Source organism: Rikenella sp., assembly GCF_056799795.1.
This window is the reverse complement of sequence record NZ_JBQIQO010000028.1, coordinates 1-12470: the sequence shown is the minus strand read 5'-3', so window position 1 is coordinate 12470 and position 12470 is coordinate 1. Positions and strand designations below refer to the sequence as shown.

Here is a 12470-nt window from a genome sequence, read left to right as displayed (position 1 = left end):
GCAAATGTAGTGAATTTCCACGCTTCGCCGCAACGGAACGGGCCGGACGGTCGTTTTGCACCGCCGCACGAGCGGAATCGCGCAAAATCATTAATTTTGCTCGCCTGAAACAACACACGATGTTAGACCGCACCCGACAACCCGACTTCCAACTCCCCGACCGGCTGACCGTCCCGGAAACGATCTACTCCGAGCTGCCCAACGGCATCCGGTTCTGGACGATCGACGCGGGAACGCAGCCGCTGTGCCGGCTGAGCCTCGTCTTCGGAGCCGGCACCCGCTATCAGTCGGCCCCGTTCACGGCGTCGGCCGCGCTCAACCTGATGAGCGAGGGAACGGCGCACTACTCGGCGGCACAGATCGCCGAACGGTTCGACTTCTACGGCATCTACTACGACACCTCAATCGACCGCGACTATGCGATCGTGACGGTGAGTTGCCTGAACCGCTTTCTGCCCCAGACGCTGGAGTTGCTGAGCGAGATTCTGTTCGAGCCGCAATTTCCAGAACACGAACTGGAGATTTATGCCGCCAAACGGAAGCAGCAACTGACGATCGAGCGCGAAAAGCCGTCGTATCAGGCCCGGGAGCTCTTCTCGCGGGCGCTGTTCGGAGCCGAGCATCCGTATGGCCGCAGCTCGGCGGCCGAGGCCTACGACGAGCTGAATGCGGGTCTGTTGCGCGAGTTCTACGAGACGCACTACCGGGCCGGGAATCTCTTTGCGGTGGCTTCGGGCCGGATCGCGCCGGAGGTTCGGAGCGAGATGGAGCGATTCCTGAGCCGCTTCGAGGCGGGCCGACCGGTCGTCGACCCGGGCGTTCCGCCAACGGAACCGACGAGCCTGATCCGCGAGCAACGAACGGGGGCATTGCAGTCGTCGATCCGGCTCGGACGGACGCTCTTTCCGAAAGAGCACCCCGATTTCAACGGGATGCAGGTGGTCGCCACGATCCTGGGGGGCTACTTCGGCTCGCGGCTGGTGAAGAACCTGCGCGAGGAGAAGGGGTACACGTACGGCATCTACTCGGCGATGGTGAATCTCCAGCACACGGGCTATTTCGCCGTGGCGACGGATGTCACGGCGGCGGCGACGGACGAGGCGGTGGCCGAAATCCTGCGCGAGGTGGAACGGATGCGGACGGAAGAGGTGCCGGTGGCGGAGCTGGAGATGGTGCGCAATATCATCGTGGGCGAGATGATGCGGATTCTGGACGGACCGTTCGGGGTGGCGGACGTGACGATAGAGAATGTCCAGTGCGGGATGACGAACGAGGCGGTATCGATGTTTTTCGACGAGGTGCGGACGATCACGCCGGAACGGATTCGGGAACTGGCCGTTCGGTGGCTCGATCCGGCTGCGTTCAGCACGGTGATTGTCGGGGCATAAAAATTTTCGGGACGGATGGAAAAGATCGTCGCACTGTCCGAAAAGCGGTCGTTCCGAGACCTTTTATTAGAGGCCGACCCGTCGGAAGAGATGGTGGAACGCTATCTGGCCGAAGGAGAGATGTGGGTCTGGCGAGACGACGCGAGACGGGTGGTCGGCGAGGCGGTGGTGGACGTAACGGCTGGCGAGATCAAAAACTTAGCCGTGGCAGTAGCCCTCCAGGGTTCGGGTCGGGGACGAGCCATATTGGACGACCTCTGCGCGCACTACCGGGGCCGGTTCATGAGCCTGAAGGTGGGTACGAGCGACGGAGGACGGGGATTCTACGAACGCTGCGGGTTCCGTTACTCCCACACGATTCCGAATTTCTTTACCGACCGCTATCCGGCACCGGTGATCGATGAAGACGGCACGTTGTGCCGGGACATGATCGTATTGGAACGACCGCTGTAACTCGCTCTATATATAAGAAGCGAATCCGGCGATGGAGCTTTCGATGCTCTCGCCGGATTCGCTTTTCTTATGCCTATTATAATTATAGAATATCCTACAATCCATCTCCCCCCGCCGAGCTCGAAGCATCCTGCATCGGCGCCATCGCTTCGTTCAGCATCTCCATATCCATGTCCTGCCCCCCGCCCGAGACGATGAAGCTGTAGATCATAATCGCGATCACGACCAACGCCGCAATAATGGCGACGATCAGCCACACATCCGCCTTAGTCCGCTGCTGCGGTCGCCGACGCACCGGCGGTCTCCGCCCTCCCGGATACGGTTGCCCCGGCCGGGAAGCTCCCTGTCCCGGTCTCTGCGGTCGCGCTTGCGCCTGAGGGTCTCGCGGCATCGGCCGCCCCTGTTGTCCGGGCTGCTGCGGCTGGCGTTGCGACGGGGGAATCATCCCCGCCTGCTGCATCGGTTGCCCCATCGCCGCCGCCTGTTGCTGTTGTCCCTGCTGCGGCTGCATCGGTTGTCCCGATTGCTGCCCTCCTCGTACCCCCTGCTGCGGCTGCATGGACGGATGGGGTCTCTGCCCCGGTTGTATCGGTCTTTGTCCCGGCTGGATCGGCTGCTGCCCCATCGCCTGCTGATGCTGCGGCCTTTGCCCCGGTTGTATCGGCTGCTGCACAGGTTGCTGCCCCATCGCCGCCTGATGCTGCGTCGCCACCGGCTGAGTCCGCATCGGCTGCTGCGGCGGAATCTGCGGCATCTGCGGTTGCTGCTGCCGCATCGGTTGTTGCTGAATCCCCGGATAGGTGCCGAACAACGAGGCAGGCTGTTGCTGTCCCTGCTGGGGCTGCATCGGCTGCCCCATCGGCGGCTGCACCTGTATGGTCTGCGGGCGCGTCATCACCGGCGGTTTGGTCATCACCGGCTGCACGGGCACCGGTTCCGCCTCCACAATCTGCTCCATCACCGGCTGCGGCTGCTGCGGCGCCTGGCGTGCCATCCGCTCGCTCTCGACCTCCGCCCTGCTCCGCTCCGGCATCACCCCCTCCTTGAGGGTGATCGACCCGTTGGCATCCGCGGCCAACATCCCGACCCCTTCAATATAGTAGCGTCCGGACGAAGCCAGCGACTGCCGCACGTAAACGACGAACTCGGCGATCATCCCGCGCGCGTCCTCCGACTCGACCCCGTATTCGCGAATCAGGGCCTCGGTCACCATCCCGTCGTCCTTGCGCAGGAACGGACTGAATACCAGCTGCTCACCCCTCGGCCCCTCCTTTTTGAGAAAGGCGCCGAAATCGGGAATCACCACCCGGCGGTGCTGCGCGATGAGTTGCTTGAGTAGGTTATTGTCCATCGAATGCTCTCTCTAATTTGTCCCAATATTACGAAAAAAAAATCATATGACCAATTTTCGACACTATTTTCCCGGCGGAGCGTCATTTTTCACCCCCTCGCACCCCCTTGCCGGCACACGTCCGACGACGGCGCGGAACCGACCGAAATAACTCGAAATTAATGACCTTCGACCGTCGGACGTAACGAAAATTATCGCATCTTTGCACTCGATTCGTAAAGAGAGCAAAATCCGGGCCGTCCGGATCGCCCGAATCGAAGCCAGGTAACCGAGCCGCTTATCCACCTCAGACCCCCATCCGGCGAAGATGAAAAACAAGTACATCGACCTCATCGAGCAAACCTTCGAGTTTCCTCAGGACGAATTCAGCGTCGTAGACAACAACCTCAACTTCCACGACGTACCGTTGATGGATATCATCAAACAGTACGGAACGCCGCTGAAGATCAGCTACCTGCCGAAGATCAGCTCGCAGATACAGAAAGCCAAGAAACTCTTCAACGTAGCGATGGCGAAGGTGGACTACAAGGGTTCGTACAACTACTGCTACTGCACCAAGAGCTCGCACTTCTCGTTCGTACTGGAGGAGGCGCTGAAGAACAAAATCAACCTCGAGACCTCTTCGGCCTACGACATCCACATCATCAACGCGCTGTACGACAGCGGGATGCTCGACAAGGACACCTTTATCGTCTGCAACGGGTACAAGCGGCCGCAGTATGTCGAAAACATCGCAGGGCTCATCCACGCCGGATTCGTCAACACGATTCCGGTGATCGACAACAAGGAGGAGCACGAGCTACTGGACGCTGCGATTCATAAACCGTGCCACGTCGGCATCCGGATCGCATCGGAAGAGGAGCCGAAGTTCGACTTCTACACCTCGCGCCTCGGCATCCGGTACCGCGAAATCAAGAACTACTACCTCGAAAAGATCAAGCCCAACAAGAAGTTCCAGCTCAAGATGCTACACTTCTTCATCAACACCGGGATTCGCGACACGGCTTACTACTGGAACGAACTTTCGAAGTGTCTGGCGGTCTATTGCGAGCTGAAGAAGGTCTGCCCGGAGCTCGACTCGCTGAACATCGGCGGGGGCTTTCCGATCAAGAACTCGCTCGCTTTCGACTACGACTACGAGTACATGGCGGAGGAGATCGTTGCGCAAATCAAGAACTACTGCAACCTCAACGAGATCGAAGAGCCGAACATCTTCACCGAATTCGGATCCTTCACCGTGGGCGAAAGCGGCGCGACGCTCTACTCGATCATCAACCAGAAGCAGCAGAACGACCGCGAGCTGTGGTACATGATCGACTCGTCGTTCATGACCACCCTGCCGGACACCTGGGGCATCAACCAGCGCTACATGATGCTGCCGATCAACAACTGGGACAAGGAGTACCAGCGGATTTTCCTCGGCGGTCTGACGTGCGACAGCGAAGACTATTACAACGCCGAGGCGCACCAGAACGCGATCTTCCTGCCCAAGCTCTGTCCGGGCGAGACGCAGTACATCGGATTTTTCCACACGGGGGCTTACCAGGAGTCGCTGGGCGGCTACGGCGGGGTGCAACACTGCCTGATTCCGGCACCGAAACACATCATCATCGACCGCGACAAAGAGACTAACGAGTACTATACACGTCTCTTCGCCAAAGAGCAGAGCTATCGCTCCATGATGCGCATTTTGGGATATTAATCCGCCGACCACCCGTGCTATGCCCCATCCGCTCGTATCGGTCATCGTGCCCAACTACTGCCATGCGCCTTACCTTCGGGAACGGCTCGACAGCATTCTCGACCAAACCTTTCGGGAGTTCGAACTGATCCTGCTGGACGACTGCTCGACCGACGATAGCCGAACCGTGCTGGAGTCCTACAAAAACCATCCTCGGGTCAGTCACATCGTTTTCAACGAGACCAACAGCGGCTCGACCTTCCGCCAATGGGCCTTGGGATTCGGATTGGCACAAGGGAAATACATCTGGATCGCCGAAAGCGACGACGTCGCCGAACCCGCTTTCCTCGAAAAATGTATCGCCGAACTGGAAAGCGACCCGGCCTGTACACTGGCCTACACCAACAGCATCGCCATCGATTCCGATTCCGTTCCGCTTCCGGGACGGCTGCACAACCGGAAACCGTTTCGAAAAGAGGGACGCCGCTTCGTCATCGAAAAAATGTTCACCGGTAATGCCATCTACAATGCCAGCATGGCCGTGTTCCGCAAAAGCGCGCTGGCGAACGTGACGGAGGATTACGCAAAATACCGCTACTGCGGCGACTGGCTCTTCTGGAGCCGGATCGCCCTCGGCGGACGGGTGGCCTATCTGGCCGAACCGCTCAATCGGTTTCGCCAGCACCACGTAAAAGTTTCACCACGAGCCAAAGCCGAAGGACTACAATTCATCGAAGGCAAAGAGGTGATCGAAACGCTGTTCCGGCTCACAGGCGTATCCTCCGCGTTCCGTCGCGCCGTGATCGGACGGTGGCTGCAACGCCTCGAACGATTCGGCGACACCGCACGACCGGAACTCTTTCGCCGGGTGCAAAGCCTCTGGCTCGCCGACTACCCGCATCCGAAACGCCTGCGCTGCTGGCGCCAATTGTACCACCTGCTGCCTCGTCCGTTCCGACGCTAAAACCACCCTCCTCTTCGCATGATCGAATTTCAGAAAAGAACGCTGGCCAACGGTCTGACCGTCATCGCACACGAAGACCTCTCGACCCCGATGGCGGCCGTCAACGTGCTCTACAAAGTGGGCTCGCGCAACGAAGCATACGACCGGACAGGTTTCGCCCACCTATTCGAACACCTGATGTTCGGCGGCTCGATCCACGTGCCGAACTACGACGAACCGGTGCAGCTGGCCGGCGGCGAGAACAACGCCTTCACCAACAACGACTATACGAACTACTATCTGGCCCTGCCCAAAGAGAATATCGAAACGGCGCTGTGGTTAGAGTCGGATCGGATGCTCTCGCTGGCCTTCAACGAAAAGAGCCTCGACGTGCAGCGCAAAGTGGTCGTCGAGGAGTTCGCACAACGGTATCTGAACCAACCGTACGGCGACATCTGGCTGCTGTTGCGGCCGTTGGCCTACGAACGGCATCCGTACCGGTGGGCGACGATCGGGCGGGAGATCGATCACATCCGCCGGGCGACGATGGAAGAGGTGCGGGCTTTTTTCGACCGCTACTACCGGCCGGACAACGCCATTCTGTCGATGGCGGGGGATTTGCCGCCCGAACGGGTTTTCGAGCTGGCCGAGAAGTGGTTCGGCGAGATTCCGGCGGGAGGATTCAAACCGGATTCGCTGCCGGCCGAACCGGAACAGACCGCTCCGCGGCGGCTGGAGGTGCGGCGACCGGTACCGGCTTCGGTGATCTACATCGCCTTCCACATGGGCGACCGGCGGAGCCGGGAATACACAGTGTGCGACGTGGCGTCGGACATCCTGAGCAACGGGACGTCGAGCCGGCTCTATCAACGGCTGGTTCAGGAGGCGAATCTCTTTTCGCAGGTGAATGCCTATGTCTCGGGGGATGTCGATCCGGGCTTGTTCGTCGTGACGGGCTATGTGATGGAGGGCGTGCCGGTGGAGCGGGCCGAAGCGGCTTTGTGGCACGAACTGGAGCTCCTCTGCACGGAACCGGTCGGAGCGTATGAGTTGGAGAAGGTCAAGAACAAGTTCGAAGCGACTCAGATTTTCAGCGAGTTGAATGTACTGAACAAGGCGATGAACCTGGCCTATTTCGAGATGTTGGGCGACGCGGCCCTGATTGACACGGAGGTCGCGGAGCACAACTCGGTGACGGCGCAGGAGATTCAGGAGATATCGCGCCGTTTGTTCCGCCGCGAGAACAGTTCGACACTGCTTTACCTGGCCGAGTCGGCGGAATAAACACCGCCGCGTCCTTTCACGTTCCACCGCCCCGGGCTACCGCCATCGGGATACGGGCGCGCCGGTGAACGTCAGCGGCAACGGTTACAGCTGGGCTTCCACGGTCAGCGGCACCAATGGCATGTACTTGGGTTTCTACGTGACGTGGCTCAATCCCAGCATTGCGGACGGCCACGCCTACGGTTTTCAGTTGCGTTGCCTCTCGGAATAAACGGGGCTGACACGGCCAATCGGGAGTGCGGCACGCACCGCCCGCCTGACGGAAGGGCAGTACCCTCAAACCACTGCGCGCCGAGCTTGGAGCTGGACAGAACCGTACCTTTCTTTCAAGAAAGGTACCCAAAGAACTTTCAAATAGCTAACGCTACGCCTTACGCTCCGCAAGACTCAGACTTCGTAAATCTCAAGATTTCGGTCGTTTGATGAACAGAAAAGTCTTATTCTCCGTCCCTTCGCGCAGCCGTTTGATGTTCTTCCGGTGGGTAATCAACAACACCACCGCGACCAAAACACCGAAAAGGAGTTTATAAGGCTGAAATCCGTCGACCAACAGAATATAGAACGGGAAAAGCACTCCTCCCGTCATCGATCCCAACGAGACATAGTGGCTCACCGCCAGCACGATCACAAACGTGGCCAGCCCCATCAGCATCGGTATCGGTGCAATGGCAAGCATACAGCCCGCCATCGTCGCCACCCCTTTCCCGCCTTTGAAACCGGCGAAAATCGGGAAAATATGTCCCAGAATCGCCGCCGCCGTCAGCCCGATTTTCAGGAAAAAGAGTCCGTCGCCCTGCAAGTCGGCCAGATGGGCCAACATCACCGCCCCATACCCCTTTGCCGCATCGATCACAAAGACCGGCAACGCCGCCCGACGCCCCAATACCCGAAGCGTATTGGTCGCCCCGGCATTATGACTGCCATACTCCCGCACATCGGTGCGGTAGAACCACCGCCCGATCCACACCGCACTGGGAATCGACCCCAGCAAATACCCGCCGATCAACAATAGACAGATGATCCAAATCATAATCGAATCTGTTTCAATAGCTTTCGTAATCCAATCGGCCGCCCCTCCGCGACCTCGTTTCACCGCTCCTCAGACCTTTTCGTCGCCCCCGAACCTTTCCCGAGAAACCACCCCTCACCCATTCCGCCCGCCCCGGGCAACCGCGGATATAGTAATGGCGCGCTGGGCGGCATCGGCTACTACGGTTACAGCTGGGCTTCCACGACCAGCGGGATCAGCGGTATATACTTGTACTTCAACGCGACGATATTCCGCCCCAGCGGCACGGCGGGTCGGGCCAACGGTATTCCGTTGCGTTGCCTCTCGGAATAAACGGGGCAAAACCCTACTCTGCAAAAGTAGGAAAAGCGCAGGGAATCGCAAAAAATACCTAAATTTGAACCGTTGCCGTCGTTCCACCAAGACCTCATGTTCAGAAAATTCTTCTTCACCCTCGGACAAATCTACCAAAGCTGGCTCGCCGCTCTGGAAAGCGTAGTCATCAACAAACTCCGCACCGGCCTCTCCCTCGGCGGCGTCACCATCGGCATCTTCGCCATCATCACCGTCTTCACCCTCGTCGACTCGATGGCCCTCCACATCCGCCAGGGGATCGAATCGCTCGGCAGCAACACCCTCTATGTCAGCAAATGGCCGTGGGAAGGGGGCGGAGAGTGGTGGAAATACAGCAACCGGCCGCAGGTCAGCCTCGACGAATACCGCGAGACCCAGGCCCTGCTGCCCCAGGCCGAAGTCGCTTTCATGACCAGTTTCAACCGTACGGCCCGGCACGGGAGCCTCTATGTCGACAACGCAACCGTGCTGTGCGTCAGCCACAACTACGACCGGATACAGACCACCGAGATCGATCAGGGACGTTACTTCACCCCCTTCGAATCGGCACACGGCAGCCGCGTCGCGATTCTCGGGCCGGAAATCGCCGAACAGCTCTTCGACGGGAGCGACCCCGTAGGCAAAACCATCCGCATCGGCGACATCAAGCTGCACGTGATCGGCCTCCTGGCCAAAGCCGGCAACAGCGTGGCCTTCAACAGCCTCGACCGGAGCATCCTGATCCCGCTGTCACTGACCGGCAATTTCATCAACCTGCGGTGGGCCCCGACCGACATGGTCATCACCGTCCCCGACGGAACCGATATGGAAAACCTCAAAGCCGAGGTCGGCTCCATCATGCGCCGCCTCCGGCGGCTCAGCCCCCAGACCGAAGACAACTTCGCCATCAACGAAGTCAGCATCATGAACAACATATTCGACGAGATGTACCGCAAGATCAACCTCGCGGGCGGCATTATCGGCCTCTTCTCGATCCTCGTGGGCGGCTTCGGCGTAGCCAACATCATGTTCGTCACCGTGCGCGAACGCATCGTTCAGATCGGCATCCAGAAGGCACTCGGGGCACGTCCCTATTTCATCCTCTGCCAGTTTCTCTTCGAAGCGATGATCCTCTCCGTGATCGGCGGAGCGATCGGACTCGCCATGGTCTACATCGGCACCCTGCTGGTCAACCACTTTTCCAACTTCACCCTCGTGCTGACCTTCAGCAACATCCTGCTCGGACTGACCATCGCGTCGATCGTAGGAGCCGTGGCCGGGCTCTTTCCCGCCTGGAGCGCCGCCCGGATGGACCCCGTTCAGGCCATCTCCCACACCTGATAAACTCGGATAAACGAGCTATCTTTGTCCCCTCGTAACCCCGTCGCGCACCCGTTACCGTTGCGCGACCCAACCCGAACGCTTATGAAAAACCGAATCACCCGCCCCTTCGGCCTCCTCGTCGCGGCACTCTTCGCCGCATCGTGCAGCCACGCGCCGGAGAGCGACGATCTCGCCTCGCTGGTCAATCCCTTTATCGGAACGGACGGCCCGGGAAACGTCTACCCCGGCGTCAGCGCCCCGTTCGGCATGGTGCAACTCTCGCCCGACAACGGCACCAGCGGCTGGGATCGGATCGCTGGCTACTTCTGGCCTGACACCACGATCGCCGGCTTCTCGCACACCCACCTGAGCGGAACCGGAGCAGGGGATCTGTACGATATCTCTTTTATGCCCGCCGTGCCGCCGTTCAAAACGGGGAAAGGCGAACTGGGCGTCTACTCCACCTTCCGCCACGACGACGAACAGGCACAGGCCGGGTATTACAGCGTGCTGCTGAAAGATTACGACACCCGGGTGGAGCTGGCGGCGACCGAGCGGTGCGGCATGCAACGCTACACCTTTCCGGTGACCGACCGGGCCACCGTCTTCGTCGACCTCTCCAAAGCCATGAACTGGGACTACACCATGGGTTCCTACCTGCGTGTGGTGGACGACCGGACGATCGAAGGATACCGTTTTTCCGAGGGGTGGGCGCCCGATCAACGGGTCTACTTCACGGCCCAATTCTCGCAACCCTTCGCCTCGTACACGATCGACACCGTGGTCTCGGTGCACCGCGACAGCACCTATAACGGCATCCGGAGCCACATCGGACGGTTCGTCTTCCGCACCACGAAAGAGAACCGTTCGGTAACGGTGCGGACGGCCATTTCGGCGGTGGACATCGAGGGAGCGCGGCGCAACCTGGCGGCCGAGATGCCGTCGTTCCATTTCGACAGCGTGCGCGCCGCACAACGGGCAGTATGGAACGCCGAACTCGCGAAAATCGAAGTCCGCGGCGGCACGCACGACGAACGAGTCTCTTTCTACACGGCCCTCTACCGGACGATGCTCGCCCCGACGCTCTTCGACGACGCGGACGGCCGCTATTTCGGGCCGGACGGTCGGATACACGCCGGTAAGGTGCCGGGCGAGGGAGGACACAACTACTCGACTTTTTCGCTGTGGGACACCTATCGGGCGGCCCATCCGCTCTACACCTTTACGCAGCCGGAACGGGTGAAAGAGATGGTGACTTCGATGCTCGACTTCTACGACCAGCACGGGATGTTGCCCGTCTGGCCGTTGTGGGGCAACGAAACGGACATGATGATCGGCTACCACGCGGTGCCGGTGCTGGTCGAGGCGGCGCTGAAAGGACTCCTGCCGGATTCGACGCTCGACCGGGTGCTGACGGCGTGCGTGGCGACGGCGAACCGGGACGACTATCGGGGAATCGGGCTCTATAAAATGTTGGGCTATGTGCCGGCAGACCTGGAAACAGAGTCGCTCTCGAAGACGCTGGAGTACGCCTACGACGACCACTGCATCGCGCAGCTGGCGCGGCGGATGGGGCGCGACTCGCTCTACAACGAATTCATCCTGCGGTCGAAGAGCTACATGAACCTCTACCAGCCGGCTTCGGGTTTCATGCAACCGCGGCTCTCGACGAACGAATGGCTGCCGGGCTTCGATCCGAAGGCGTATACGGAGCACATCACGGAGAGCAACGGCTGGCAATACCTCTGGGCGGTTCAGCAGGATGTCGAAGGGTTGATCCGCCTGATGCGGGGGCCAGAACAGTTCGAAAAGCGGCTGGACGAGATGTTCACGCTCGATCCGGAGGCGACGGACTCGCTGCCGATTTTCAGCACGGGGATGATCGGCCAGTATGCGCACGGCAACGAGCCGTCGCATCATGTGGCGTACCTTTACGATTACATCGGCAAGCCGGAAAAGACGCAGCGATATGTGTCGGAAATCATGCGGACACAATATGCGAACCGTCCGGACGGTTTATGTGGTAACGAGGATTGCGGCCAGATGTCGGCCTGGTATGTCTTCAGCGCGCTGGGATTCTATCCGGTGGATCCGGTGAGCCTGAACTATGCGATCGGGACGCCGCTGTTCGAGGAGTCGGTCATCCGGCTGCCGAACGGCAAGAGCTTTACAGTCCGTGCTCCGGGCGTTTCGGCGAAACGTTACCGGATCGAAAAGATGACTCTCAACGGACATCTGCTGAGCACACCGTTCCTGACCTGGCGGGACATCGTCTCGGGAGGCGAGTTGGACATCGTGTTGCGGGAAGAAGAGTAAAGAACCGGCATAGCCATTTCCCCACCGCAGGCACGAGGGTCTTACCCGACCGACCCATTTCCGCCAGCGCGCGGACAATGAATTGGGCCGTCGGTAACTTAAGGATGCGTAAGCATCCGTCGGAAGTTTTTCTGGTTCTCTTTGTTCACACCCGACGCTGCCAACGAGAGCAATGCGAACGTAGTTTGCAAATTGCCGAGCGGCGAGGAGGAAGGCGAAGCCAACGAGAACAGTTTGAGGCGGGACAAAGCTCGACCGCGCGCGACCGCTGGAGTAGGAAATCATTCGAACGCGTGATTCGCGTTTGAATAAGATTTCCGCCAGCGCGCGGACAGAGAATAGGGGTAGAGGCGGCCAGTTGAAATGCGCCAGCATTTCCCGTCCACGGG

General features: G+C 59.7%; 11 protein-coding genes. 8 read left to right on the top strand and 3 right to left on the bottom strand.

The features are described from left to right. The first annotated feature begins 119 nt into the window (after window positions 1-119). Both ACTO3O_RS07475 and ACTO3O_RS07470 read left to right on the top strand, forming a co-directional pair. Complete coding sequence (locus ACTO3O_RS07475; RefSeq protein ID WP_297830951.1) at window positions 120-1388, top strand: M16 family metallopeptidase; 1269 nt, start codon at window positions 120-122, stop codon at window positions 1386-1388. A 15-nt stretch (window positions 1389-1403) separates the two neighbouring features. After that, window positions 1404-1841 carry a GNAT family N-acetyltransferase gene (locus ACTO3O_RS07470; protein ID WP_297830954.1) on the top strand — a complete coding sequence of 146 codons (438 nt, stop codon included), beginning with the start codon at window positions 1404-1406 and terminating at the stop codon, window positions 1839-1841. Window positions 1842-1935: 94 nt separating this feature from the next. Here ACTO3O_RS07470 and ACTO3O_RS07465 read toward each other — a convergent pair whose 3' ends face one another. Beyond that, the gene (locus tag ACTO3O_RS07465) at window positions 1936-3192 is read right to left on the bottom strand and encodes a hypothetical protein (RefSeq protein ID WP_297830957.1); all 1257 of its coding nucleotides are present in this window, start codon (window positions 3190-3192) and stop codon (window positions 1936-1938) included. Between the two features lie 63 nt (window positions 3193-3255). Beyond that, the gene (locus ACTO3O_RS07460; RefSeq protein ID WP_482596641.1) at window positions 3256-3525 is read right to left on the bottom strand and encodes a hypothetical protein; all 270 of its coding nucleotides are present in this window, start codon (window positions 3523-3525) and stop codon (window positions 3256-3258) included. Here ACTO3O_RS07460 and ACTO3O_RS07455 point away from each other — a divergent pair. The 4 genes from ACTO3O_RS07455 (at window position 3500) to ACTO3O_RS07440 (ending at window position 7311) form a co-directional block, all read left to right on the top strand. Then, complete coding sequence (locus tag ACTO3O_RS07455; RefSeq protein ID WP_297830963.1) at window positions 3500-4894, top strand: type III PLP-dependent enzyme domain-containing protein; 1395 nt, start codon at window positions 3500-3502, stop codon at window positions 4892-4894. The genes ACTO3O_RS07460 and ACTO3O_RS07455 overlap by 26 nt on opposite strands. A 19-nt stretch (window positions 4895-4913) precedes the next feature. Continuing rightward, window positions 4914-5837, top strand: coding sequence for a glycosyltransferase family 2 protein (locus tag ACTO3O_RS07450; RefSeq protein ID WP_297830966.1), 924 nt, complete (start codon window positions 4914-4916; stop codon window positions 5835-5837). A gap of 18 nt (window positions 5838-5855) precedes the next feature. After that, window positions 5856-7100, top strand: a complete 1245-nt coding sequence (locus tag ACTO3O_RS07445; protein ID WP_297830969.1) for a M16 family metallopeptidase — start codon at window positions 5856-5858, stop codon at window positions 7098-7100. Between the two features lie 64 nt (window positions 7101-7164). Next, window positions 7165-7311 carry a hypothetical protein gene (locus ACTO3O_RS07440; protein ID WP_297830972.1) on the top strand — a complete coding sequence of 49 codons (147 nt, stop codon included), beginning with the start codon at window positions 7165-7167 and terminating at the stop codon, window positions 7309-7311. 192 nt (window positions 7312-7503) lie between these two features. Here ACTO3O_RS07440 and plsY read toward each other — a convergent pair whose 3' ends face one another. Beyond that, a complete protein-coding gene (gene plsY / locus ACTO3O_RS07435) occupies window positions 7504-8130 on the bottom strand; it encodes a glycerol-3-phosphate 1-O-acyltransferase PlsY (protein WP_297830976.1) in 627 nt (208 codons plus the stop codon). 408 nt (window positions 8131-8538) lie between these two features. On the opposite strand from plsY, the gene ACTO3O_RS07430 reads away from it, so the two are divergent. Together ACTO3O_RS07430 and ACTO3O_RS07425 are read left to right on the top strand one after the other, a co-directional pair. Beyond that, the gene (locus tag ACTO3O_RS07430; protein ID WP_297830979.1) at window positions 8539-9783 is read left to right on the top strand and encodes an ABC transporter permease; all 1245 of its coding nucleotides are present in this window, start codon (window positions 8539-8541) and stop codon (window positions 9781-9783) included. Window positions 9784-9867: 84 nt separating this feature from the next. After that, on the top strand, window positions 9868-12081 hold the full coding sequence (locus tag ACTO3O_RS07425; protein WP_297830982.1) for a GH92 family glycosyl hydrolase: 2214 nt from the start codon (window positions 9868-9870) through the stop codon (window positions 12079-12081). The last annotated feature ends 389 nt before the right edge of the window (window positions 12082-12470 follow it).

Coding starts and splice junctions, on each gene's coding strand:
- ACTO3O_RS07460 (WP_482596641.1), bottom strand. CDS start 3,525: ATGAGGTCGATGTACTTGTTTTTCATCTTCGCCGGATGGGGGTCTGAG.
- ACTO3O_RS07430 (WP_297830979.1), top strand. CDS start 8,539: ATGTTCAGAAAATTCTTCTTCACCCTCGGACAAATCTACCAAAGCTGG.
- ACTO3O_RS07425 (WP_297830982.1), top strand. CDS start 9,868: ATGAAAAACCGAATCACCCGCCCCTTCGGCCTCCTCGTCGCGGCACTC.
- ACTO3O_RS07470 (WP_297830954.1), top strand. CDS start 1,404: ATGGAAAAGATCGTCGCACTGTCCGAAAAGCGGTCGTTCCGAGACCTT.
- ACTO3O_RS07475 (WP_297830951.1), top strand. CDS start 120: ATGTTAGACCGCACCCGACAACCCGACTTCCAACTCCCCGACCGGCTG.
- ACTO3O_RS07450 (WP_297830966.1), top strand. CDS start 4,914: ATGCCCCATCCGCTCGTATCGGTCATCGTGCCCAACTACTGCCATGCG.
- ACTO3O_RS07445 (WP_297830969.1), top strand. CDS start 5,856: ATGATCGAATTTCAGAAAAGAACGCTGGCCAACGGTCTGACCGTCATC.
- ACTO3O_RS07455 (WP_297830963.1), top strand. CDS start 3,500: ATGAAAAACAAGTACATCGACCTCATCGAGCAAACCTTCGAGTTTCCT.
- plsY (WP_297830976.1), bottom strand. CDS start 8,130: ATGATTTGGATCATCTGTCTATTGTTGATCGGCGGGTATTTGCTGGGG.
- ACTO3O_RS07465 (WP_297830957.1), bottom strand. CDS start 3,192: ATGGACAATAACCTACTCAAGCAACTCATCGCGCAGCACCGCCGGGTG.